Origin of the sequence: Paenibacillus sp. FSL L8-0708, from assembly GCF_038009325.1 — a bacterium.
In the GTDB taxonomy this organism is placed as follows: Bacteria; Bacillota; Bacilli; order Paenibacillales; family Paenibacillaceae; genus Paenibacillus_AQ; species Paenibacillus_AQ odorifer.
On record NZ_JBBPBC010000001.1, the window covers coordinates 7,144,862 to 7,170,879 of the forward strand.

A 26,018-nucleotide genomic window follows, 5' to 3' on the forward strand; every position below is an offset into this window, starting at 1 on the left:
AAATCCCCAAAAGGAGATTAATCATGAAAAAAATCCATGCTGCCCTCATAGTGGTCATCGCACTCGTCCTTATCGGCTCCTGTATTTACGGAGGGCTTCATCTATATGGCAGCAAAACCACGCTTCCAAAGGGTACAACCCTTGCCGGCTGGCAGGTCGGAGGCATGACTCTCACCGAGGTCCGCTCCCAGCTGGATAAACGGCTGCATGCCCTCGAAACCGTCCCTCTAGTGCTAAAAGTGGAAGGCAATGCAGATCTCTCCCTAACCCTTAATAAGACTGGGTTGAGCTATGAAGCCTTTGCTTTTCAGCAGGGCTTAAAAGAGCTTGCCGAAGGAACGCTTTGGGAGCGGGTAAAGGCACGCTATAACTTCCCTAAGTTGTGGAAGCTTGAAACCCATCTGGAAATCGCACAATTTCAAAAGATTCTAAGTCCCACTTGGGAGAAGGAGTCCTTTGGTGAACCAGTGGACGCTACGCGACGAATTACAGGCGATGACCGAATCGTATATACTTCTGAGAAAACTTCCCTGGAGGTTGATTGGACAGCTCTGGAGACTTCCTTAGGAGCAGCTGCCCCCACCAGCTTTACTCATCTGAATGCCCTGCTGGAGAAGGGAATCACGATGGAGGTCCCTTTGTTAATCCTGCAGCCTGACATAACTTTAAAGAAATTAAAGGAACAAGGTATCGAGCGAAAAGTAATGCAGTTCAGCACCTCTCTAGGTGCAAGTGGACCTGGACGAAGCTACAACGTGGAAGCTGCTGCCAAAGCTGTGGATGGAACCATTCTCCCGCCTGGAGCCGTCTTTGATTATGGAAAAGCTATAGAAAAAGCAAAGGTAAATTACGGCTTCCGTGAAGCGCCGGTGATTGTGAACGGCAAGCTGCAAGCAGGTGTTGGTGGAGGGATCTGCCAAGTGTCGAGCACTCTTTACAATGCCGCACTGCGTATAGGGCTAGAAATTGTGGAACGCCGTAATCATTCCTTGCCCGTCAACTACTTGCCCAAAGGTCAGGACGCAACATTCGCTGAAGGTTATATCAACTTTCGTTTTCGCAATACGACTGGCAAATATCTCATAATTAAAGCAGCTGTGCAGGGTAAATCACTGACCATAAAGCTCTTCGGCACGTTTCCGCAAAATGTCACTTACAAAGTTCATTCAAAAACAGTAGAGGTGCTCCCACCAGTCGATAAATACGTAAATGATGCCTCACTGCCTCGTGGCGGCTCACGCGTTATTCAAAATGGGAAAACCGGATATATTGTAGAAACCTACATTACAAAGTATGTTGACGGTAAATCCACTGAGGTGAATAAACTGTCCCGCGACGTATATTACGCACAAAAACGATTAATCGCCATTAATCGTGGAGGTGTGAGCAAATCCATAATCCCGGATGTCCCCCGAAAGCAACTGGTGGAGGACGGCGTCCGCAGTGAATAGCTAACAACAAATAACCGGTCAGAGCCCCTAAGGTCTGATCGGTTATTTGTTCCAGCAATCTATTTTACCTGTAGCTTACGTTATCCGGCTTTGAAATTTACGATTCAGGGGTACATTAGAAATAGACCCATAATCAGAAAGGATGAACATCCTATGACAACAGCTCTTGTAAATGATCTTACTGGTATTGTCCGCTGTGCTCCTGCTATTTTTGCCTCACGCACTTGCAGAGAAGCTCTTCGCGTCATGTTTCAGCATCCAGAATCCAAATGTATCGTCGTCTGCAATGCTATGAATGAACCTCTCGGACTGTTGATGAGCGAACGTTTCTTTTTGAAAGCTACAGGAAGATCCGGAGTAGATCTGTTCTACAGAGAACCTGCCATGAAGCTTATGAACAAAACCCCGCTCATTGTTGACATCTCCACTCCACTCGATACGGTATTGAGCCTCGCTATGAACCGCCCAGATCCTATGAAAAATGATTGTGTCATTATCACTCGCAAAGGTAAGTTCGCTGGTGTTGCTTATACCTCTGACCTTATCCGCTCCCAAGCGTAGAACCTCTTTACCTTTCCTCTTCTACCCTAACCTTACCTCAAAAAAGAATATCCGGTGAAGTATCTATTCTCCAGTATCCATTCACCTTTTTCAGCTTCACATACACCGACTCACTGCCTTCCTGCCCGCTCGCATAAGGAACGGTTAAATCAAATTCAGCGGTTGTTGCAGTTTTGGAGAGCATTCGGGCGGTGGCTTTCTCATACATTAATGAGTTTCCAAGATCCGCATTCACTTGTGACATTCTACCTTCATGTTCCAAAAATTGAGTCTGCACATAATAAGCTGCTGCATTGTGCGTGTAGGCTTTTTTTATGTAATTCATCAGCTTCACCTTTGTCCCAATATCACTGGAAAGGTAACGGTACTCTTGCGTTTTGTACATGAAGGTTTCAATCGGAAAAAAGTTCCCTCCACGGTTAGTATAGAAATAGATTGCTCTAGCATGTACAACAAGCGGAACAACACTTTTTACCGTCAAATTGTTAATAGTAGCTGGACCTTCTTTTCCCGTGCCAATCACAGCCACATTTTTTATTGCCGAACTTCCCACTGATGATGAAGCTGCCATAACTCCACTACCTGCTGATAAAAGGCCTATGGAAAGGGCCAACGAACCAAGCATCCATTTTTTGTTCATCTAATGTTCCTCCTCTTTCATCTGAAAAATACAGGCAATAGCCACTGTTTCAGCTTATGCACCCCGCAAGCTAAAATACCCAATAAAGAGAGGAATGAAAACGTATTACAACTCTTTTGAAGTATAAAAAAACTCCACCCTCCTGATTTACAGGAAAAGCGGAGTAATATAATTAAACAAACTTGCACGAGAACCCTAATTGGATGCTGGTGCGGTGGTCTCATAATACGCTGTAAAAGCTACGTTAGCAGTCAAAATACTCTCCGTATTGTCCTTAGTACGCTCCTCGGAGGATTGCTGAAAATTGAAAGAGTCTACATTCACAATACGAGGTAAGGTTTGTAGTTCATCCATCCATTGTCGTATACCCGAATAAGTCCCCTCCACCACTGCAGTCATTTTGATCTGTTTAACCGCCGGGAATAACACCTCCGCTGAACCTGTCATTTGCTGAATCGGATTAGCCTCATCCAAAACAAAACTAAGATCCTTTAGCCGCGCTTGTGAGGACGTGCTAACTTCCTGCAAATCAAGAATCAGACCTTCGCTGTCATCGCCTTTTGGGAGTTCACCCAGTAATTCCTTCTGTTCTCCCTCAGTGCCGCTGCCCTTCAGCTCATTGATTTTGGTTTGGAGCATTTCTGCTTCCTTTTCCAACTGACTGATCTCGCTGCTCTGTGCGGAAATTTCCTTATTGGTCGGCTGAACACCCAGCATATAGAACGCAAACAATATCAGGAATAGAATTAACACCCCTAGTACGATGGGAGAGCGATATTTATTGATCTGTTCCATCGCTGCTCACCTCCCCATGGCTGGCATCCGTTTCACTGTTTTGCTGCTTAGCCGCTGCTAAGTTCACTTTATAAATAGCCGTATACGTATTGTATGAAATGGCATCTGCGGCTCCTTCAGTAAGCTTTTGAATAGAGGCATCAGCCGTAAAAGACATTTGGCGAAGTTGTCTTAAATAGTTGGACGCATCCTCCATAGTGGATACATTTACAGTCAGATCTATAGATGTCCGGTAGGTATAGTTAATATCACGGATTAGTGCCTCCTTAGGCAATCCTTCCACTAATTCGTCCAAGATAGGGACTGCAATCACCTTATTGTCCTGAAGCACTGTGATGGCGGCTTTCCGATCTAGCTGTCCAGGTCCGCTGTTCTTAAGCTTCGCGAGCTCTACTTGGAGCATTAAACTGCGATCCTGCAGGCCTTGCAGCTCTTCTTTACCATTAGAAATCTGACCCTTATTGGCTGAAAAATAAATCCCCGTTCCGATCATCCCCAGCAGCCAGATCGCTACAAGCCCCATCGTGACATAAGGAAATAGCAACGTCTCCCGATCTTCTCTCGGCAATAGATCAATCGTATCCGTGTTGATACTATTTTTTAGCGCGGTCCCGGCAGCTACACGGTAATCATTCAGCTCAGGGTCAGAAACAGCAGCACTTGCCATCTGTTCCAGATTTATTGGTGTTATTTCAAGTTCAGCTAGGGACTGCAGGAGTTCTAGGTCCAGTTGTTTACGAATCGAGGGAGTGCCCGTAATCACTAAATTGTTGATACGAGTGGAACCGTCATGCAAGCTGTATTGATAAAAGCTGAGCATACGTGAGATTTCCGCAGTGATTTCAACCATTTGTTCGGGTGATAAATATTCTTCTACAGCGACAGCTGTTTCTGCCAAGGCTTCACTGTCTGTCAAAAGATCCGTTCCCGCTAAATTTCTTCCTTTATGTAGATCAAGTAAGTTTATCGTACGAATGAAGACCGGATTCCCGTTTCTGAACATATAAATGTCCATTACCGATGGCTCCATATTAATCAGCATCGTCTCCGCAAAGCTCTCCCCGTGCCCAGTGGTTATAGCACGCGCCAAGGCGGTTGCCGAAATTTCGGCACTGCTTATCCGAAGACCCGCCCGCTCCAGTATATCTACGTAATCCTGAATCGATTTTCGCGGAGCAGCAAATACGAGCAGATGGCTTTGCTCCTCATCCACTTCGAGCGTTACATAGTCGTAGACAGGATTTTCAAAAGGTAAATGCAGTCCCGTCTCCACTTCCAGCTTCACCAGCTGTTCGACCTGTTTGTCATTGGTACTCGGTATACTCATTTTGCGGATAATGATCTGCGAAGGTGGAATGGACAAAGAAACCTTACTTCCCCTTAACCCTTCCTTCTTCACCCACTGCCTTACCCGATCATAAAGCGCCTCGCTATCCGCCACCTGATTCTCAATGATCATGCCTGGAAGAAGCGGGAGAAACCGTTTTTTACGGACTTCCCATGACTGTTTATTCTTAAAACTAATATAACGGATTCCGGCAGCTTCAATTGAAAGTCCAGCCACTTTGGGGCCTAATCCAAGCATATGCTCGATGTCCTCCTATCCGATAAGCGAGAGATACGCGCCGATGATGTGTGAACCATATCCAAAACTAATTAAAGCTCCTATAGCTAACCATGGGCCGAAAGGTACCGGCTGTTTACGTTTGATTACACCAAGCAGCATCAGCAGTCCGCCCACCACGCTCCCAAGCAGACAAGCCACAAAAAAAGCCAAAATCACATTCGGAAAGCCTATCACCAAGCCCAGCAGCGCAAATAACTTCACATCTCCAGCCCCCATTCCACCTAACAGAACAAAAGGGATAAGAACCCCTCCCCCAAGCACAGCTCCTAGCAGATGATGCCATAGCGGTCCTTCCGGAAATAGCAATACAAGAATCAGCAGCAGCGGTAAAAAAAACAACAATACCTTGTTGGGAATCAGCATGTACTTCAAATCCGCAACCGTCACGGTAACCGCTAAACTCACAAGAATGAACCCGATGATTCCCTTACCCGTCAGGCCAAATAGCAAATACACCCATAGAAAAAGCAAACCCGTTGCCGCTTCTCCAAGCGGATATAATGGCGATACTCTTGTGCCGCAGTATCGGCATTTTCCTCCTGACAGCAGGTAGCTTACCACCGGAAACAAATCCCGCGCTTTCAGCCGCGTGTTGCAGTTCGGACAATGTGACGGCGGATTAAGCAAGGATTCCTTGGCCGGCACCCGCAGCGCCACTACGTTATAGAAGGAGCCTAGAATCAGACCCAGTAATGTGATGTAACTTGCGATAAATATCGTCATGGCTGTCCTCTATTAACTTCTGGATTTTAAAAAAGGAATCGGGAAGTCCGATTCCTTAGGTTGATGAATTGTAATTTTGAATCTATAGATATTAATCAGATATTCATGTCAGCCACCAGGCACTGGTGTTGGCGTTGGTGACGCTGCTGGCTCTGCACTAAGCACCTTATCAGCTGAATATTCACCACTAACACTTCCCTCAGGGGCAGGATCTATTGTTACTTTCTGAAGTACTCCGCCCGAAGTATATACTATTGTTGTTTTTTTACCATCTAACGATTTTTTTGTACTAGGCAAAACAAGAGTCTGATCAATATATTTTTTATCCTTAAGTGCTTCAAGAGTTACTGTCTTATCTTTAAAATCACCATCTAATTCACCCATAATGTACATCCTGGAAGCATCATAAAGCTGTCGAGCAGTCGCCAAATCTGCATCTGTTTTTGATTTATTAATAATTCCACCAATCATAGGAATTGCAATAACCGCAATAATCCCTAAAATAACGATAACCGCCAGCAACTCAATCAGCGTAAACCCCTTTTGATTTTCCTCTTTACTTAATCTTCTTTTAATCGCTTGTGCTAACATTTGATTTCCCCCTCTAAGTGGTGTGTGAGTGATAAAACCTATATCCTTCATTTCAGTGAATCCAGCATCAGCTTTCTTGTGCTTACGGAAACAGCTCGTCCATCGTCGTCTAATCGCCAGCGTAAGTTCGTGGATCTTGCCCCGCCTCCCCGGCGTCACCCCTCTCAATATATACAAGGAACCAAGAGGTTCACATATTACCGTACAGACTGAACATCGGCAGCATAATGGCGGCCACAATGACACCTACAACTGCGGCTAGAAAAGCGATCAATAGTGGTTCAAGCAGCGATTTCAGACGGTCAACGGTATTCTCCACGTCCATTTCATAAAAATCAGCTACCTTGGACAACATCGTGTCGAGCGCCCCTGTCTCTTCGCCAATCGCTATCATCTGCGTAACTAGTGGCGGGAAGACCCAGGCTTTTTTTAGCGGCTCAGATAGTGGATTTCCTTGTCTCAGCGAATCCCCTGCACTACGGATGAATTTCCCGATGACCTTATTTCCTGCTACCTCCTCAACAATCACCAAGGACTGTAGGATCGGTACAGAGCTGGCATAAAGAGAAGAAAAAGTGCGCGTAAACTGAGCAATCGAGCCTTTTTGATTCAGCTTGCCGAACACAGGAATTTTTAACTTGGCATAATCAAGGGCGTAAGCACCCTTTTCCGTACGTTTTGTAATCTGAAAAGCTATCACTAGGAGAAGTACTCCGAGTATCCAGAAATACCATTGACCTTGAATGCTTTTGCTAAGTGCCAAGACCATCTGTGTAATTGCCGGAAGCTCGGCATCCATCGATTCAAACATCGTTACAAACTGCGGCACAATCGCCCAAAGTAGATAGATAACCGCGGCAATCGCCATAACCCCTACGGTAATCGGGTACGTAAGCGCTGATTTTATCTTCTCTGTCGTGGTGTGCTGTTTCTCAAAAAACATTGCCAACCTGTCCAACGTCCCCTCAATATCACCAGATTCCTCACCGGCACGGATCATGCTGACAAATAGCTGCGGGAAGATCTTTTTATGATCCTGAACAGCTTGTGAGAACGATATCCCCCGCATCAGGCTAGAGTTAACATCTACTAACGCTTTGCGCAGTGGTTTACTCTCGGTCTGCTCTGCCAAAATACGCGTTGCATCCACAATCGATACCCCCGCCCGCATAAGCGTGGCAAACTGCCTGCAATAAATGATGAAATGAAGCGGCTTAACGGGATTACCAATATAAATGTCCATCGATAAAATTGTGGTTTTGCGTTCAATCAGTGAAAATACCGTAAGTCCCCGCTTGCGTAGCTCCTCCATCGCCGTAGGTTTATCGGTTGCCGTTAGTTTCCCTTTGATAGATTTGCCTGCGGATGTCTTCACCTGATATTCAAAAAGAGGCATCAGCTGCTCACCTCCGCCATAAACGCCTTAGCTGCTGTTGGATCAATAAGCCCCTGCGATAAATAGTCACGGATGCTCATGTCCAAGGTGTGCATGCCTTGTGAGCGTCCGGTTTGCATCACATTTTTGATCTGATGTGTTTTTTCGGTACGAATAAGATTGGCTACGGCTGGTGTATTGACCAAAATTTCCGTTGCGCATAATCGCCCCCGACCTCCAGCCCTTGGGAACAACCGCTGACTGACTACTGCCAGCAGCACTGATGCTAGTTGTGAACGAATCTGTCCCTGCTGATGGCCCGGAAAAGCGTCGATAATTCGGTCAATCGTCTGTGGTGCGTCTGTTGTGTGTAAAGTTGCCATCACAAGATGGCCTGTCTCTGCGGCCGTAACCGCTGCTGAAATGGTCTCCAAATCCCGCATCTCACCAACGAGAATAACATCCGGGTCCTGACGTAAGGCAGCACGTAATCCATTAGCAAAACTAGCCGTATCACTTCCCACTTCACGTTGATCTACTAGACAGGTTCCATGGTTATGTAGAAATTCTATCGGATCTTCCAACGTCACTATATGCTTGCTCTCCGTCTGGTTAATATAATTCAGCATAGCTGCAAGCGTAGAAGATTTGCCGCTGCCTGTGGGTCCTGTAACCAAAATTAGACCTTGTGGCTTAAGCGACAAAGTAGTTAAAATCGAAGGCATCGACAACTGTTCCAGACTCGGAATCTCTGCAGGAATGGCCCGGGCGGCGATACTAACCTCGCCCCGCTGACGATAAACGTTCACCCGGAATCTTACCCCACCATCAAGCGGATATGAAAAATCCAACTCGCCCGCATTCCGAAATGCTTCAATTCGTTCACTACCAAGTAGCATTTTGGCCATATCTGCCGCTTCTTCAGCAACCACGGACTCTCCCTCAAGCGAGTGCAGCTTTCCATCCATCCGAATAACCGGCGGTGATCCTACGGAAATATGTAAGTCAGAAGCTTTGGAGGAGTAAGCCGTTTGTAATAGTTGTCTAATATCCCGCGTATACGTTGGCATTAGCCGCTCCCCCTAAGTTAGAATGCTAAATCGCTGTTAACCTCTAATGTGAGACCGTCTCGCGCATGACTTCTTGAAGCGTTGTAATTCCTTGACTGACCTTGAGTAGTCCGTCATCCATCAGTTGAACAAGCCCTCGCGCTTTACCTGCTGCACGCAGTTCCTCTACTGAGGCAGTGTTTGTAATGAGCTGCCGTAAGTGATCATCAATACTGAGTACTTCATGAATCGCTATTCGTCCACGATAGCCAGAATTGTTACAGCTACCACAGCCGCGTCCACGCTGTAACTCTTCCGCAGGTAGTCCTAGGCTACGTAGCATAATTGCTTCCTGTTCAGATGGTTTGTAGGTTTCTTTGCAGTCAGTGCAAATTTTGCGCACCAGCCGCTGTGCTACCACACCAATCAGCGAAGAAGCGATCAAATAAGGTTCTACCCCCATATCCCGCAATCGGGAGACGGAGCTAATCGCATCGTTTGTATGTAAAGTAGACAACACTAGATGACCCGTTAATGAGGCGCGAACAGCAATTTCAGCAGTTTCAGCATCCCGTATCTCACCGACCATTACGATATTCGGATCTTGTCGAAGAATCGAACGTAGCCCAGCTGCAAAGGTTAGTCCAATAGCCGAGTTTACGTGCACCTGATTTACTCCTTCAAGCTGGTATTCCACTGGATCTTCGACTGTGATAATATTTGCGCTTTCTACATTAAGTTGATTTAACGCTGAATATAAAGTTGTTGTTTTTCCGCTACCTGTAGGGCCCGTGATTAGCAAAATCCCATAAGGACGAGCTATCATCTCCTTAAAAGCTTCTGCATTCCCCTCACTGAATCCCAAAGCATCTACGGATTTGACCCCTGTGCTTAAATCTAGCAGCCGCAGCACAATCTTCTCTCCGTGCATCGTTGGTAATGAAGACACACGAATATCTACCATTTTGTAATCGAACTGCATTTTGATCCGCCCGTCCTGCGGCAAACGCCGTTCTGCGATATTCAGGCGGGCCATTATTTTCAGACGGGCGGTGATAAAGCCCTGCATCTGCTTAGGAATAATCCGCTCTGTCCGTAAGGTTCCGTCAATGCGGTAGCGGATGGTTAAATTATTTTCACCTGGATCCATATGTATATCAGACGCCCGCAGGGCAACTGCCTGCTGAATCATCTGGTTGACCAAACGTACGATTGGAGAGTCCTCATCTGTAATCTCGGTCTCCTCTATTTCTTCCTGTGTCGGAAGTTCTACCAGCATCTGATTCATAGAATCGCGCATGCCATAGTGACGCGCAATCGCCCGCTGCAGCTCATCTCTCGTAGAAATAGCGGGTTCGATCCGAAAACCAGTACTCATTCGTAAATCTTCTATCGCAAAATAATCCAGCGGATCCGCCATCGCAACCATCAGCTTACCACCCTCTTTTAAGAATGGAAGCACCTGATATCGCTTAGCCATACTTTCAGGGATAATCTGCGTGATTGCGGGATCTATCTGGTATTTAAATAAACTGACATGCGGGATGCCGAGTTGAAATTCAAGCACTTCAATCAGCTGCTGCTCCGTGATATAACCTTGAGAGATTAGCAGATCGCCGAGCTTACGTTTACTCTTACGTTGTTCCGCGAGAGCCTCAAGCAACTGGTCCTGCGAAATAATATTATTTTCTACCAGCAAGTCGCCCAGTCTCTTTTTCGCGATAGCCAAGTCTATTCATCTCCGTATGCCGTTATTATGCCGGCTGAAATAATGGATATTTTTTATAGAAATAGAAATCAAACTGCCAGCAAAATTCGCTCAAAAACGAAAGATATAATTACCATAAATAGACCTTCCATAAATTTGTCAATTTTGAGTATTTTTCAATCTAACTAGGACTTTAGTTATAATTTAATAGGTATATTTCAATAGATTTATGTTGTCTATCAATGCTGAATGTCCTAGAATGTATATAACATAGATTGGATAATTTTACAACGACACGGAATGAAAAAGGCTGTCGGAATCTAGCATATACGAGACGGAATACGACCATATCTGCCAATAGTTAACAATCAGGGAGAGATGACAATGAAACTTGCCAGCAACAAAAAAGTTTTTATTTTTACAGTAACTACCCTGCTTCTCCTTCTGCTTGTTCTGCCAATCAAAAATCACTTTATGAATGTCGATGCCAGTTCTAATGAATACCAAATTCGTATGCTGGAGGTTACAGAGAGTGGGGTTAGTGAGCTTGCGTCTCTAAAAACGGGAATATCTAACCTTACTGTTGACACGATGAGTATGAAGCGCTTTGTGGCGCTGCGGGATGATCTGGACGGGAGATATGATGCGGTATATATCGGGAAGGGGACTTACAGTACAAGTGGGGTCTCCGGAAAAGATCATAATACCAAAGCAGTTATGAATGACATAACTGCCCTGAAAGCCAAAGAAATTACCGACTATTTTATTAATAAAGGACTTTACGTATTACTCAACAAAGAGCCGTTTGATACGCAAACAACTAACCAGCGAGGAATATTGTACAACACCTTCAATACCTACCGGACATTAACACCAAAATCAAATGTTAAGTTCGTCGATAACAATGAGTTAAATACATGGATCGAAAATTTGAAGAAAGAGCCTTCTGCTCAGAAGGATCTTTTAAAGCAACGTCCTCGTATTCAAATTACTAATAAAGCTAACATTATTGATTACAGCCAGAACCAGGAACATGTTTATAAACCCGGAAATAATCTTAGTTTTAAATTCAACGTTTCAAATGTAAATAATCTCAACGATCGTCCCATTCTAGCTAAATTGTATGTCAGTGTAGATAAGTCGATTAAAATGACTGAAAATGACGTCGTAGCTGTACAGACTTTAAATCAAGATCCTAATGGTGAAATTGTATACAAGCTTCCTAATACATACTCCGGGCTTCTATATTGGAAGCTAGAAATCGTAGATAACTTAAATCCGAACAAATTAAAAGACTTTGATAGCGGTACGATTCAATTCCTTGGCAAGAAAACAATCGTTAATATTCTTCAGGTGTTGCCTACTATCGCTGCTAATGAAAGAAGCAGTAGTTTACGCAATCCTGAAAATATGACGCAAAGCTTCCTAAGTAATAGCAGCTACGAGTTAAAAATTACAACCAAGACCATTTCCGAATTCAACACCGATATTACGGCTCAGTATGCCAAAGATAATAAATATGGATTAAACGGTGTATATGATATGCTCATTTTTGGATTTCGCGATGTTTATAATGACAAAGCCCCGTTAAGTGACCTTGCAACCCAGGCTGTTATTGATTTTACCGAGGTTACTAAACAAAGCGTTATGTTCACACATGATACGGTATATCAAAATAAAAGTAATTGGGTTAAAAATTTCAAAAAAATCACGGGTCAGATCGACCCGGAAACAAATTTAGGTTTAAACGCTCCTAGTCCCTCAACTACAGTCAAACCAATCAATGATGGTTTGCTGACCCAGTACCCTTTCTACTTAAGTACTATTAATGCAAATAATGAGCAGACAAATATTATTCCACCACAAGTAGCAACTACACATAATCAATACTACACTTTGGATCTGGAGGATGCTTCGGTCATCCCATGGTATAACATAACCGGGAGTTCGCGCGATATCGATGATAGCTGGAACCACTATTACACATACTCAAAAGGAAATGTCACTTACTCAGGTACCGGTCATGTATTCGGAACATCCAGCATTAAATTTCCGGAATGGGAGCAAAAGCTCTTCGTCAATACAATGTATCGCGCGTATATTGGTGCAAATCATGCGCCAGAGGTCACTGTATCAACACCTCAGCAAGGTGAAATAAAGCCTTCTTACCAGAATGAACTATTAATAGATTATATTGTCGAAGATCCTGATTTAAAAGATCGTGATTTATTTACAACTATTCGTTTTAAGTCCGGGGATACTTATCTACCTAATACAGGGATGGCAGAGAAGGCAATTCTTTCAGGAGAAACTATTCATCAGGTATTTCCAAACCCTCTGCCGAGCGGTGGTGAACTCACAATAGAAATTACAGCGCGTGATAAGCAAGGCGCTTATGCAGCTCCCAAAAATATTGATATTACCATTTCGGAGGCAAGATCGAATCTTGAATTATCACGGGAATTGTCAACCAATGTTAGCACTAGCGGCGAAGTAGCAAAAAACGAACCTTTTACTATCACTTATATCATTCAAGCCAAGCCTATTCCTTTTGATCAAGTAAGTACTATCGATCAAGCCTACGATCATCAAGTAATTTCTAATATTATTTTCCGTGATACTCTACCAGCGAACATTAAACTTGAAGCATCAGGTTTACCTGATGGGATGACTAATCCTTCTGGTAGTGTAGAAACAGGACTAACATTAGAGAAGCCGCTTAATAACATTACTTATACATTGAAGAACGTGAATGGGATGAAGACGTTCCAACCCGATTCTAATGAACCCATCAAATTCACTATTAATGTATCAGCAAATGTAGCAGCAAGATATATATTCAATAATGCCTTAGTTGACTTCGTAGATATTCATGCTGTTCCTTCTGCATCTCCTACTCCAACGGCGACAGCAGTTGTTACGGCTAGTCCATCACCTAGCGCTACTTCTAATTTTAACCCATCGGTTTCTGCAACTGGCTCCGGGCTTGGAATTGCTGGTGATTATAATGCTTTTATATTTGGAAAAGCCACAGTGACTGCTTCTTTGAGGGGTAATCTGGCAGCTGGGGGTGATACTACTACCAGTAGCGTGGACATTAACATGTCCAACGGCAACAAAGTACCTTATGCTATAGTTACTGGTGGTAACCTAGATTTCACCAATGGTACTGTATATGGAAATATCATTCACCAAGGAGAATTCAATAAAGTTGATAGTGGCAGCATCATCTCAGGAACATACAGGAAGGTTACCGATACACTTATCGATTTTGCGTCAGCTCAACAATATTATGTGAATCTATCGAATCAACTAGCCACGGTTCCGCAAAATGGAACAACAGAGCTAAAATATAACGGTTTATATATTAAAGGAGATCATTCAGTCAACATATTTAACCTTACAGCAGATTATTTTAATCAGGCAGGATGGACTAATGTTACTGCTTCTTCAGGCTCTACTATGATTTATACTATTACTGGTTCAACTGTTAATGTTCACAAAGCCTTTGATCTGCCACAGAATACAACAGGTAACAACATCCTATATAACTTTCCAGATGCAACAACGGTCAATATCTCGGGGGTAGAAATAAAAGGTTCGATCTTGGCTCCTAAAGCAGCACTAAACATCAGCAATGGGAATGTATATGGCAATGTAATTGCCGCTTCTCTGAGTACTGCATCATGCTATATTGCTATCCTGCCCTATACGGGACCAGTTCCTGTACCAACACCAACGCCGACACCGTCGCCGTCTTCTAATCCGCTAGTGCGTACGATCATTAAATTTTCTGAGATGACGATTACTGCCATCGACAGAATAACTACTTTAGAGTTAAGTGGAGCACAACTTTTATTAGGAGATAGCCAAATGCTTTCTCTGATTATTAAGCCCTTGGAGAAATTCAATCAACTGATCTGGACATCAAGCAACGATAATATTGTTAGTGTTAGTCCATTAGGCGTCGTGTCTGGTAAAAAGGTTGGCTCTGCTGAAATTACAGTAGCTGCTAACGATGGAAGTAATCTTATTAGTAAGGCTACTGTTACTGTTCTCGATCCACAATTAAATATTGTTGGACCTAACAGTGCTCTTGTAAATGAGAAAATAGATTTCAACGCTACTTACTTAACAAAAGAAACGGGAACCCAATTTTCATGGAGCGTCGTGGATGCAAATGGATTACCAACTAATGATGTAGCTCTTAATAGTGATAACGACCAGGCTCATCTTACAGCAACAAAATCAGGGGTATATACTGTAAAACTTACTGTAACTACTGATTTGAATACAGGTGGCGTTAATACCTTCAAAACAATAACTGTTGGACTTAAGTCCTTAACAATCAAAGGATCTAAGAGTGTTTTCCAGGAAGAAACAATTAATTTAGAGGTAATTACTGATCCTGACAGCGCAAGTAAAGAGCAGTATGAATGGAGTTTGGTTAACCAGAATGATCTTGAATATGCTGGATTTGTCGCAGCGGATAATCCTACTCCTGTCTCAACTATAACAACTTCCACGAAGAACGTTATATTAAAGGGCTTAAGTTCACATGAAAATATCCAGATCCAGGTCAAAGCCGCTGGTACTATCAGTAATATTCATACAATAAGTGTGCCTCTTGATCCTGGACTATTATTCCACCCGGAATCAGGAAAAATCACAGTCGGAGAATCCCTTAATTTGCTACCCTGCTTATGGATAACTCCTTATGGAAATCTACCTGATAGCATTTTACACAAACTACAATGGGAGATAGTAAGTAATAAATCAAGTGAGGATGCTTCTAAGCCAGTTGTTCTGCAAGAACAGAATGGAGTCTATCGTGGGCTCAGTAAAGGAGAAGCTGTTATTAGAGCTTATTATTTTACCCAAAGTAAGAAGACAATTGAAGCGTTTTATACGATAACGGTTATTGGAACACAAGATACTATAGAAAATCGCTACTAGATCACATCAAAATCTATATTATGTAAAAGCAGCCGATCAGAAGTTGATCGGCTGCTTTTATAATTCATATTATCCTTTAATTTCCAGAGATCAACAATTCGATGGGACCTACATTAATGTTTATTTGATTCACACGTGGAAGTCCCACATTTTGATCTTCGAATACTTGTTCATTATAATTAACAATAAAACGAGGAGACTCAACCTCCGTCTGGATATCAAAATTAAAGTTTGCGGATCCTGTCTCCTTCTTGACTTTGCCAACAACCGCGTTGATTATCAAATCTCCTTTAGCAAAAAAGCCACCATCCAGTGAAAATATAGAGCCCACACCGTACAACTCTGCCGTACTATCCGTATAAAAAAAGGCTCTTAATCTTGTAGCCTCATTTTTAAACTCTTCAACCCGATTAATAAGTATAGCTCCCTTTGAGATCAATACAAGTTCTTTACTTCCGCTACCTGGAGTTGGTATTCCTGATATCGTGGCATCCACAATATCAGTTTTTCCAAGCACAAACATAGTAGAATCAAATTCAGCTTTTCCTCTGATATATAAATTCCCTGTCACCAGAATGTTGCTTTGGACAATGGCCGTTGAATAACTATCTATTGTTAAATCACCGTTTACAATAAGCCAATGAGCCCCTGTGCTTAGATTAAGCTTAGAAGTATCCCTTATCTGATTTAACATTACTCCATCCAACTTTAGATTCCCTATAAAGATCGTGCTTCTCTCCAATCTCTCAAGGTTTTGCTTCAGTGATAGCTTCGCTTCTTCGAAAAGTCTATGTTTCTCCTGCTCCTTCTCTTCATCTGTATCACCAGTTGCAATGTCCTCAAAATCTTCTAACATAGGCATCCATAAGGTGGAAATGCCTCCGGGTTGCTGAAGCGTGTTAATTAATCTTGTTCCTCTAGCAGTGGGTTCTTCACTACTATTTGATACAGCCACTCCATAATATCTATCGCTGAATACCTTCTTATTTCCAGCCGACCCTGAAGCTTCAGCAACTTTATCTAGGAAGGAATCCTCCACATTCACTTGGACAAACGTCGTTTTCTTTTTGATCTTTGCTTTTTCAACGATCGTCTTCACCCTATTATCTAGTGAAGAATAGTCAGCATCATCAATTGTCGGCACCTTTTCAAAAATATTACCCGTTCTGGAATAAAGCAGATCGTTCATTGATTGAATATGAGCTTCTCCATCGACTAACGGAAATAGACTGCGTTTTTCCAAATCTGCGTTATGTCTATACTTAGCCACTTGGCTAACTTTTAATTGATTTCCAGCATAAATATTCCCCTGAATATAAGGAGCACCATTCAAATAGATCGTTCCCTCAGAACCCAATGAATAATTCAAAAAATCTGGGAATGTCGTAATCACAACCTTTTGTTGCAACGTCCTTAACACGCCGTTTACTGTTGCATTGGCCTTAATCGTAACTACATGCTTACTACTTGTAGAACTGCCATCGAGAGTTATTCCCGTGATTTCATTGCTAGCTCCCTGTAAGCTTGTATCGGTAACAAAAGCTCCTTTATTAGAATTGAGGTTCCTTAAAAATGTCTCTATTTCTTGATCAAACTGTGCCTGAGTAGTATTACTACTAACTTGTATTTTCTGGTTTAAATCTGCTGTAATATAGGCAATCGCCTCATCAATCGATTTCTGTGCTAAATGAAGGCTTTGTACATCATTCTCACGAGTTTCGGTACGCCTAGCTCCTCCAATCGTAGCACTAAGCACCGTAACTCCTAAAATAGTGAGCAACAGGACGATAAACATCACAAGTACCAAAGCCGAACCTCGTTCCGATCGAAGGCTTGCCCGCCTCAACATCTCTGTTTTCCTCCTAAAATCCAAATTGGCTTTCCAATTCCATCCTATCCGTTTCATTTCCCTTATACTTTAATACCAACTTAATCTGGATCAGACCAGAATTACATAGCGAGGCTACATTACATGATCTACCATCTGATGTGGAAGCAGTTATGATAGAACCTGCCATATTCGATTGTACCGCGATAGGAGAACCAGATTCTGCTCCACTTTCCTTACCATTTATAACAATTTCATTTCCTGATACCCGAATCACACGCGGAGAACTCCCGTCTTTTATTAGTTCAATTCCTCCAGATATATTTTGTAGCCGTTCAGGACTATATGTATAGAGTTCAGTAATAATAGAGGACATGATCAGATCCGCCTCGTCCCGTAAAGCGTTCTGAACTGAGATTTTATGATAGCTGCGAAATCCATACATAGTAACTCCAGAGATTAGACCGACTATCATAGCAAATACAGTCAGTGCCGCAATTAATTCCACCAAAGTAAAACCTTGTTCCGACCTAAGTCGTTTAGCGAATTTTTTCATCAGTTATGTATCCCTCCAACATTACGTTATAAGCAGGCTGTTCATTATTTTCTACTCGTCTTACCTCAACTTTAACGGGTATTAAATAATCCTTTACAGCTGATTTATCAATCGGAGTAGTGGACGGATGATCGACTAATTCCGGTTGATAGATAATATTGATCTTATAACGGATATCATTAACTGTTGGATTCAGAACATTTGCCAAAGCTGTCATGTTTGAGAATAGATTACTATAGCTGCAATTAACTATGGTGCATTTTTCAGCCTCTATCACATCTTTCTCTTGCGTAAAAAATTCCTTCATCGCCTTAAAATCCTGCTTCTCCACATAAAACAGCGCGTTCCGCGCCAGATTGACCATAATCGTTTTGTTCTGGTTCGATTTAGAGTAACTCATGGCGTTAGTAAAATAAGACGTAAGCACCAGTGAAACTATCGATAAAATAACTATAGCTGCCAGCACTTCGATTAATGTAAATCCTTTTTCCTGCTTTAGGCCCGGTTTCATCCTACTTTCCGCCTCTCGCCTATGAAAATACTTTTCGTATTTGCACGTTTTTCCTAAATTTTCTACTTCCATTATATTCTCTCATATCCAGCTACAGCAATCCTCAAAACCCTTATAATTCAGATATTTCTACAATATCTCTCACTTTAGGTCTATGCTATGATTTGGAAAGAGAGGAGATGAATGAAATGGCTTTAATAGAGTGCAAATTTTATTCTGAAGTACTAGGTTTGAATACCTCAATGACTGTAATTTTGCCGCAAAAAACAACTACACAAATCGGGATGAGTAATGTAACAAGAGGTGATCTTCACCCTACTTTGTATTTACTGCATGGCTTGTCTGACGATGATTCGATCTGGCTGCGCCGGACTTCCATAGAACGGTATGTAGCGGAGATGGGGATAGCTGTGGTAATGCCGAATGTGCACCGCAGTTTCTACACAGATATGGCGATGGGAGGCCGTTATTGGACCTTCATTAGTGAGGAGTTGCCGATGCTGGCGCGCTCATTTTTCCCGCTTTCCGATAAACGCGAGGAGAACTTTGTAGCCGGGTTGTCGATGGGTGGTTATGGAGCAATTAAGCTGGGACTGCGTAAACCCGAGTCTTTTGCAGCGGCAGCGAGTTTGTCTGGAGCACTTGATATGGCGCATAATTTCTTGAACGGGGAAGGTGCTACCACTAAAAGTAAAGAATACGAAATGATCTTCGGAAAAGAAGATACCGCCGGAACGCCGGAAGACCTTCTTTGGCTGCTTGAGGAAGTGAACCGCTCCACGGGACCAAAACCAGCGTTGTATCAATGCTGTGGCACAGAAGATTTCCTATATACCGATAACTTGAGATTCCGCGATGCCTGCCAGGCAACCTCACTTTCTTTAACCTATGAAGAAGGTCCGGGGACACATGAATGGGGATACTGGGATGCCAAAATCCGCGATGTGCTGGCATGGCTACCTTTAAAAAGTAACTAGCTGTACTTAATAGACAACAAAAAGATGCAGCCATAAGCTGCATCTTAATATCTGTTCTACTCAGATTGCCCTCTTCGGAGGGTTCTTTTTAATTATAAGGACGCCGAAGGCAATTATGCTTGTTTGGTGATATTTTTAAATAATCCAGTCTGTTCTGTGATTCCTTTTTCAGCAGCAAATCTTTCAATACTCGATGCACCAAAGAATCCGTCTATGCCTTCTGTCCGTTCAATTACGTACGCCGCATCTTCCGGCTCTGCAATCGGTCCACCGTGACAAATCACCATAATATCTGGATTTACTGCTTTCCCTGCTTTAATAATCGCTTCAATTCTTTCTACACAATCATCCAATGTCAGAGCGGTCTTAGCTCCAATTGTACCTTTGGTAGTCAAGCCCATGTGTGCCACCAAAATATCTGCGCCTGCTTCTGCCATGGCTTTTGCTTGCTCAGGATCAAATACATAAGGAGTGGTGAGCATATCCAATTCATGCGCAGCTCTAATCATATCTACTTCTAAACCATATCCCATGCCGGTCTCTTCTAGATTCTGTCTGAACACGCCATCGATCAAACCTACGGTTGGGAAGTTTTGCACGCCGCTAAAACCTTGTTCCTTAAGTTGTTTTAAATAAACTTCCATTACTCTAAAAGGGTCCGTTCCGCATACGCCTGCCAATACAGGGGTGTTTTTAACAACAGGCAATACTTCCGAGCCCATTTCGACTACAATTTGGTTGGCATCCCCATAAGATAATAACCCTGCCAGTGATCCACGGCCTGCCATTCTGTATCTTCCTGAATTATAAACAATCAGCATATCTGCTCCGCCAGCTTCACTGCTTTTTGCAGTAATCCCTGTGCCGGCTCCCACGCCTAAAAGAATCTTTCCATTTGCCACTTCTTCTCTAAACTTCGCCATGATTTCAGTTCTTGTATTTTTGTTCATGTGTAGCGCCTCCATTTAAATATTTATTTATCTTATAAAAGCCTTATTTGCTCATGAGATCTATTAGCTTCTGCGCTGCTGCTTCTGCAAACTCCATATCATTAATGGCACAATCCATTTCGATAACCTCGACAACATTTCTGTTTACACCATTTCTTAAGGTATCAAATAACATTTGATCTTCCTCTACCCCATAAAAAGCTTCCCCTGCAACATCAATGCCGGATATCCCTTTAAGCGGCAGCATTAACACCGTTTTCTCTTTGGCCATATTTAATTTCTCGACAAGCTTTTTGCCGATGGCTTCATTTTCTTCTACCGTTGTTCTCATCAGAGTAACTGTTGGATTGTGTTTATAAAACTTATGCCCAGCAAATTTCGCTGGTACCGTATCATAAGGGCCAAAGTTGCACATATCAAGCGCGCCTACCGATACAACCTGTGGAATATGATGTTTACCAGCAGCTTCTAACCGATGAGGTCCAGCATTCAGCACACCGCCAATAATTTCGTCCGCCCATTCTGTTGTGGTCAGATCCAATACACCTTCAATAAAACCAGCCTCGATTAGCGCTTCCATGGACTGGCCACCTACACCTGTTGCATGGAATACAAGCACTTCATATCCTCTAGCTTCAAGATAGTTACGGGCTGCCGTCACACAGGGGGTTGTTACCCCAAACATCGTTGTAGCTATTAATGGTTTTTTCTCTATCACTTGTTTATTCTCAAATTTAAGCATACCGGCGATGGCGAAAGCTGCATTGGTAAAAATCTTTGTTGAAATAGAGTTTAGTCCAGCAACATCCACTACGGATGGCATCATGACAATATCACTAGTGCCTACATATGGAGCAGTGTTCCCTGAAGCTACGGTCGAAACCATCACTTTAGGTACACCAATAGGTAATGCCCGCATACCCGGGGTTACAAGTGAAGTGCCTCCAGTGCCCCCAAAGGAGATAATTCCATCAAATTTGCCTTGCTTATATAATTCAGGTACTAATTTTTCCATACCTTTGGCTAATAATTCTGTTGCTAGTGCTCTATCTTTTTTGGCAACGAGCTCATCTATACTTACACCCGCGGCTGCTGCTACTTCTCTATTAGAGATATCCGGTGTAAAAGTGGGCTCAAACACACCCGTATGAATCGTAAACGTACCTAACTCCAAGCTTTCCAGTAAATTTTTAATGTAGAGATATTCTTCACCCTTGGTGTCAAAAGTTCCGGCAATAGCAATCGTCTTCATTTCTTCAACCTCCTCTTCAAATATCTACAACAAAAAAAGCATGATCAACTTATGAGTTAATCATACTTCTTTGATTTATCGATGAAAACGCTTTTATGTCTTATGTTTTTGTGTTTATGTTAGATTTATATTGTTTTGGAGAGAACCCTTTATACTTCTTGAACATTTTGCTAAACTGCGCATAATCCTGGTATCCAACTAATGGCGCTAGCTCAGATAACTGGATAGGGTCTCTATGTAATATTTCCGCCGCCTTATCCATCCGAAATTGCACGAGATACGTTTGGAAGCTGCAGCCTACTTTTTTGGTGAACAAACTACTCAAATAACTTCGGGATACATGCGCCACCTTAGCTAAATCTGCAAACAAGATCTCATTCCTATAATTTTGAGCTACGTATTCTTTTACAAATTCAACATAATCATAGTGCTTTGTGATGCCGTCTAACATTTTGACCATAAAATCATCTTCATCCAGCGTCCCCGACACTTTAAAAGCTTTGGTTATATTCGTAATGGACTTCTCCGAGGGAATTCTTTCAAAAGCAGAGCCTCCGATATATCCCATCAAGTTTTGATTATTGCTGTACATATATTGCACATCAATTGGCGTTTTCACCGGACCACCGTAAACCAGCTTAATTAAATCTGGCTTTAGCTCATTGCATGTATTAAATATCTTGTCCGCTTTAACCTTGGCAGCTTCCAGAGAGAATACTTTTTTAGCGCCTAATAACCCGCCTTCTGTTAGACCTAGATGTACACAAATAATGTCCGCTCCAGCCTCAATCATCTGTGCTGCCTGGATTTCGTCAAATACAAAAGCAATGGTAAACAAATCCTTCTCATGGGCTATTCTTATGGCTTCTACTTCAAGTAGATAACCATTCCCCTCTTCTTCGAGCGCTTCTCCAAATTGACCATCTATTAAACCCACCGTGGGGTAATTATTAATGCCGGCAAAGCCTCTATTCTTTATTTCACTTATATAGGATTCCATATCTTTGGTCGGATCAGTTGCATTGAGGCCAAAAATAATAGGGATATCTCTGACCAACGGTATGATCTCTCTAGATGCAAAGTCCATCACCATATCATTGCTATTACAAAATGGTAAAATACCAGCGAGAGAGCTCCTCCCCATCTGGCGAAATTTACCCGAGTTTAACATCAGAATGAAATCAGCTCCACCTTGCTTCGCATACTTTGCCGTTATACCAGCACCGGTGGCTACTCCAATAATATGATTGCCTACTTTTAATTCCGATCTAAGCTCGTCTAGGATTTGCTCTCTGTTCATACCTACGAACCCTCCTATCCTAACCTAAGGATAACCGTAAAGAACACTGCTAATCCAGTCATAGTTCGTTTAGATAATAAAAAAATCCCGCCTGCCACCTATAAAGGTCTGAGGCGAGATTTGATATTGATACGGTTTACAATATAGCGTCTCCGTGTTGTACAACCCATTCATTAGCTTCGTGCAATGCCAGCTCTGCCCGTTCAATTGCAGCCTTCACCTGAACGGTGGCTGTGCCGCCATAAACGTTACGAGCGTTAACTACAGCTTCCGGTTGAAGAACAGCATAGATATTCTCGTCGAAAAGCGGTGAGAATTGCTTGAACTCTTCCAGCGTCAAATCCAACAAGAATTTGCCTTCGTTGATGCAGTAGAGTACCGTTTTCCCGATTACCTCATGCGCTTGGCGGAAAGGAAGCCCCTTGCCTACCAAGAAGTCGGCGATATCCGTTGCATTCGAGAAATCCGTGTTCACAGCTTCACGCATACGACCTTTGTTCACTTTCATAGTGGAGATCATCGGCGCGAACAATTGCAGTGCACCAGTCAGCGTAGTAACCGTATCGAACATGCCTTCTTTGTCTTCCTGCATATCCTTGTTGTACGCCAGTGGCAATGATTTCAGCACCGTCAGCAAGCCAATCAGGTTGCCGTAAACGCGGCCTGTTTTGCCCCGTACCAGTTCTGGTACGTCAGGGTTCTTCTTCTGCGGCATAATGCTGCTGCCTGTACAGAAAGCATCATCCAGTTCTACAAAGCTAAACTCTGTGCTGCTCCACAGCACCAGTTCCTCACTGAGTCTGGATAGATGTGTCATGATAAGGGAAGCATTCGCCAAGAACTCCACGATGAAATCGCGATCGCTGACAGCATCCAGACTGTTCTCATACACACTGTCAAAACCCAGTTGTTCCGCTACAAAATGACGGTCAATCGGGAAGGTCGTTCCAGCAAGCGCTCCTGCTCCGAGTGGCAGCACGTTGATCCGTTTGTAGCTGTCCGTCAGGCGTTCTGCATCGCGGCGGAACATCGATACGTAGGCCAGCAAGTGATGAGCAAACAGGATCGGCTGTGCCCGTTGCAAATGCGTATAACCAGGGATGATGGTCTCCACATTGTCTTTTGCTTGTTCGATCAAAGCTTCCTGCAGCTCATGCAGCAAACTAACTAGCTCAACTACACGGCCACGTAAGTAAAGGTGCATGTCCGTCGCCACTTGATCGTTACGGCTACGTCCTGTGTGCAGCTTACCACCAACTGGACCGATTTCTTCGATCAGATGTTTTTCAATATTCATATGGATGTCTTCATCCGATACTGAGAAAACAACCTCTCCAGCATTAACCTTGTCCAGCACTTTGTTCAGACCTTGTTTGATTGTTTCCGCGTCTTCTTGTGGAAGGATTCCGCATTTGCCCAGCATCGTGACATGTGCCAGACTGCCTTGCACATCCTCTTTGGCCAAAGCCTTATCAAAGCCAATGGAAGCCGTATATTCCTCAACCAGCTTGTTCGTTCCTTTAGTAAACCGTCCGCCCCAAAGCTTGCTCACCTGTTGTTTCCTCCTCTTGGACGCCAGAGGGCCGCTCCTATCCTGACGGGAGGAACGGCCTTCGGGGTTGCCCGTTTAAGTTTATGTTATCGTACTATTTAGAAGCTCCATTTACACCTGTAGAAACTTTAAGGCGCAATGCGTTCAAGTGAATAAAACCAGTTGCATCCCCTTGATCATAAGCTTGTGTAGGATCAGCTTCCATCGTTGCAATCTCTGGATTGTACAGGCTGACTGGGCTCTTCACTCCAGCGCCGATGATGTTGCCTTTGTACAGTTTAAGACGAACAGTACCCGTTACATTTTGTTGGCTCTGTGTTACCAGAGCTTGCAGTGCGATACGCTCTGGAGCGAACCAGAAACCGTTATACACCAAAGTGCTGTAACGAGTGATCAGGCTGTCACGCAGGTTCATCACTTCACGGTCCATCGTGATGGATTCCATTTTGCGATGAGCGACGAACAGGATTGTTCCACCTGGAGTCTCATACACGCCGCGGCTCTTCATGCCGACAAAACGGTTCTCAACCATATCCACACGCCCGATACCGTGTTTACCACCTAGCTCATTGAGTTTCTCCATCACTTGAAGTGGGTTTAAGGATTCACCATTCAGGGCTACGCAGTCTCCCTTAACGAATTCGAGCTCCAAATATTCCGCTTCATCCGGAGCATCCTCAGGAGCGTTGCTCAGCAGGAACATTCCTTTGTTCTCTGGTGCACTTGGATCGAACCAAGGATCTTCCAGTACGCCGCTCTCATAGCTGATGTGCAGCAGGTTACGGTCCATCGAATACGGCTTCGCCGCAGAGGCTTGTACCGGAATATCATTAGCTTCCGCATAAGCGATCATTTCCGCACGACCTGGGAATTGATTGCGGAACTCTTCCAGACGCCAAGGTGCAATCACCTTGATGTTCGGAGCCAATGCAGCTACGCCAAGCTCGAAACGGACTTGGTCGTTCCCTTTGCCTGTCGCGCCGTGCGCGATAGCCGTTGCGCCCTCAGCGATGGCGATATCTACCATGCGCTTGGCGATCAATGGACGAGCAATACTAGTTCCGAGCAAGTATTGGCCTTCATAAAGGGCACCAGATTGGAACATTGGATAGATGAAATCGCTAGCGAACTCATCGCGCAGGTCGTCAATGTATACTTTCGATGCGCCAGTAGCGAGTGCTTTTTCCTCCAAACCGTCGAGCTCTTCCTTTTGGCCGATATCAGCAGTGAAGGCAATGATCTCCGCGTCATAAGTTTCTTTAAGCCATTTTAAAATAACAGATGTATCCAATCCGCCGGAATAGGCGAGTACAATTTTTTCTTTAGCCATGGTGTGGCAACTTCCTTTCGTGTGGGCTATATAAATTAAAATAAACGTGCCTTTGCCAGCACTCTGACGATAAATCGCAATTACACTGAATATTTGGTCTTCCGGTCGCTGTTATCATCAGATTTCTTTTATTTCAAACCGCATTGTGCGGATAAAATCTGATGATAAAGGCGAACGCTACGCTCCTACAGTTCCAAAAATTCCGCTCCATTACTCCATCGTCCAAAGTCTAACTTCGCCCAACATTAATTCAATTTATATAGTGATTTATATTTTATATTTTTTA

At 43.3% G+C, this 26,018-nt stretch carries 20 protein-coding genes; 4 read left to right on the forward strand and 16 right to left on the reverse strand.

Annotated elements, in window-relative coordinates; all coding sequences use genetic code 11:
* The first annotated feature begins 23 nt into the window (after window positions 1-23).
* Together NYE58_RS33615 and NYE58_RS33620 are read left to right on the forward strand one after the other, a co-directional pair.
* On the forward strand, window positions 24-1,451 hold the full coding sequence (locus NYE58_RS33615; protein ID WP_341004045.1) for a VanW family protein: 1,428 nt from the start codon (window positions 24-26) through the stop codon (window positions 1,449-1,451).
* 153 nt (window positions 1,452-1,604) lie between these two features.
* Complete coding sequence (locus NYE58_RS33620) at window positions 1,605-2,012, forward strand: CBS domain-containing protein (protein ID WP_076221077.1); 408 nt, start codon at window positions 1,605-1,607, stop codon at window positions 2,010-2,012.
* Window positions 2,013-2,049: 37 nt separating this feature from the next.
* Here the strand turns inward: NYE58_RS33620 and NYE58_RS33625 are convergent, their stop codons facing one another.
* From NYE58_RS33625 to NYE58_RS33660, 8 genes are all read right to left on the reverse strand, one after another.
* Window positions 2,050-2,652 (reverse strand): DL-endopeptidase inhibitor IseA family protein, encoded by a 603-nt coding sequence (locus NYE58_RS33625; RefSeq protein WP_076221075.1) that lies wholly within the window; start codon window positions 2,650-2,652, stop codon window positions 2,050-2,052.
* Between the two features lie 195 nt (window positions 2,653-2,847).
* Entirely contained in the window at window positions 2,848-3,447 is a 600-nt protein-coding gene (gene pilO / locus NYE58_RS33630) for a type 4a pilus biogenesis protein PilO (RefSeq protein WP_341004046.1), read from the reverse strand.
* Window positions 3,431-5,032, reverse strand: coding sequence for a pilus assembly protein PilM (gene pilM / locus NYE58_RS33635; RefSeq protein ID WP_076276897.1), 1,602 nt, complete (start codon window positions 5,030-5,032; stop codon window positions 3,431-3,433). The genes pilO and pilM overlap by 17 nt, the downstream gene beginning before the upstream one ends.
* Before the next feature lie 15 nt (window positions 5,033-5,047).
* Window positions 5,048-5,797, reverse strand: coding sequence for a prepilin peptidase (locus NYE58_RS33640; RefSeq protein WP_076221059.1), 750 nt, complete (start codon window positions 5,795-5,797; stop codon window positions 5,048-5,050).
* 108 nt (window positions 5,798-5,905) lie between these two features.
* Window positions 5,906-6,388, reverse strand: coding sequence for a type II secretion system protein (locus NYE58_RS33645; protein WP_341004048.1), 483 nt, complete (start codon window positions 6,386-6,388; stop codon window positions 5,906-5,908).
* 190 nt (window positions 6,389-6,578) lie between these two features.
* A complete protein-coding gene (locus NYE58_RS33650) occupies window positions 6,579-7,784 on the reverse strand; it encodes a type II secretion system F family protein (protein WP_036678542.1) in 1,206 nt (401 codons plus the stop codon).
* Entirely contained in the window at window positions 7,784-8,833 is a 1,050-nt protein-coding gene (locus NYE58_RS33655) for a type IV pilus twitching motility protein PilT (RefSeq protein WP_076220376.1), read from the reverse strand. Before NYE58_RS33655 ends, NYE58_RS33650 begins: the two co-directional genes overlap by 1 nt.
* Window positions 8,834-8,876: 43 nt before the next feature.
* A complete protein-coding gene (locus NYE58_RS33660) occupies window positions 8,877-10,541 on the reverse strand; it encodes a GspE/PulE family protein (protein ID WP_076099665.1) in 1,665 nt (554 codons plus the stop codon).
* Window positions 10,542-10,904: 363 nt separating this feature from the next.
* Here NYE58_RS33660 and NYE58_RS33665 point away from each other — a divergent pair, with 363 nt between their 5' ends.
* A complete protein-coding gene (locus tag NYE58_RS33665; RefSeq protein WP_341004050.1) occupies window positions 10,905-15,476 on the forward strand; it encodes a DUF5057 domain-containing protein in 4,572 nt (1,523 codons plus the stop codon).
* 76 nt (window positions 15,477-15,552) lie between these two features.
* Here the strand turns inward: NYE58_RS33665 and NYE58_RS33670 are convergent, their stop codons facing one another.
* From NYE58_RS33670 to NYE58_RS33680, 3 genes are all read right to left on the reverse strand, one after another.
* The gene (locus tag NYE58_RS33670; protein ID WP_341004051.1) at window positions 15,553-17,274 is read right to left on the reverse strand and encodes a hypothetical protein; all 1,722 of its coding nucleotides are present in this window, start codon (window positions 17,272-17,274) and stop codon (window positions 15,553-15,555) included.
* Window positions 17,275-17,338: 64 nt separating this feature from the next.
* Window positions 17,339-17,860, reverse strand: a complete 522-nt coding sequence (locus NYE58_RS33675) for a PulJ/GspJ family protein (RefSeq protein ID WP_076220211.1) — start codon at window positions 17,858-17,860, stop codon at window positions 17,339-17,341.
* The gene (locus NYE58_RS33680; protein WP_076220210.1) at window positions 17,844-18,371 is read right to left on the reverse strand and encodes a type IV pilus modification PilV family protein; all 528 of its coding nucleotides are present in this window, start codon (window positions 18,369-18,371) and stop codon (window positions 17,844-17,846) included. Before NYE58_RS33680 ends, NYE58_RS33675 begins: the two co-directional genes overlap by 17 nt.
* A gap of 188 nt (window positions 18,372-18,559) precedes the next feature.
* On the opposite strand from NYE58_RS33680, the gene NYE58_RS33685 reads away from it, so the two are divergent.
* Window positions 18,560-19,348, forward strand: coding sequence for an alpha/beta hydrolase (locus NYE58_RS33685; RefSeq protein ID WP_076123851.1), 789 nt, complete (start codon window positions 18,560-18,562; stop codon window positions 19,346-19,348).
* A 113-nt stretch (window positions 19,349-19,461) separates the two neighbouring features.
* Here NYE58_RS33685 and NYE58_RS33690 read toward each other — a convergent pair whose 3' ends face one another.
* The 5 genes from NYE58_RS33690 to NYE58_RS33710 form a co-directional block, all read right to left on the reverse strand.
* Window positions 19,462-20,298 carry a phosphoenolpyruvate hydrolase family protein gene (locus NYE58_RS33690; protein WP_038573568.1) on the reverse strand — a complete coding sequence of 279 codons (837 nt, stop codon included), beginning with the start codon at window positions 20,296-20,298 and terminating at the stop codon, window positions 19,462-19,464.
* Window positions 20,299-20,341: 43 nt separating this feature from the next.
* Window positions 20,342-21,550 (reverse strand): Tm-1-like ATP-binding domain-containing protein, encoded by a 1,209-nt coding sequence (locus NYE58_RS33695; RefSeq protein WP_076220518.1) that lies wholly within the window; start codon window positions 21,548-21,550, stop codon window positions 20,342-20,344.
* 100 nt (window positions 21,551-21,650) lie between these two features.
* Window positions 21,651-22,850: a phosphoenolpyruvate hydrolase family protein gene (locus NYE58_RS33700; protein ID WP_076220519.1), complete on the reverse strand. Its 1,200-nt coding sequence runs from the start codon at window positions 22,848-22,850 to the stop codon at window positions 21,651-21,653.
* 136 nt (window positions 22,851-22,986) lie between these two features.
* Window positions 22,987-24,402: an argininosuccinate lyase gene (gene argH / locus NYE58_RS33705; RefSeq protein WP_341004054.1), complete on the reverse strand. Its 1,416-nt coding sequence runs from the start codon at window positions 24,400-24,402 to the stop codon at window positions 22,987-22,989.
* Between the two features lie 94 nt (window positions 24,403-24,496).
* A complete protein-coding gene (locus NYE58_RS33710) occupies window positions 24,497-25,732 on the reverse strand; it encodes an argininosuccinate synthase (protein WP_076305768.1) in 1,236 nt (411 codons plus the stop codon).
* Between the last annotated feature and the right edge of the window lie 286 nt (window positions 25,733-26,018).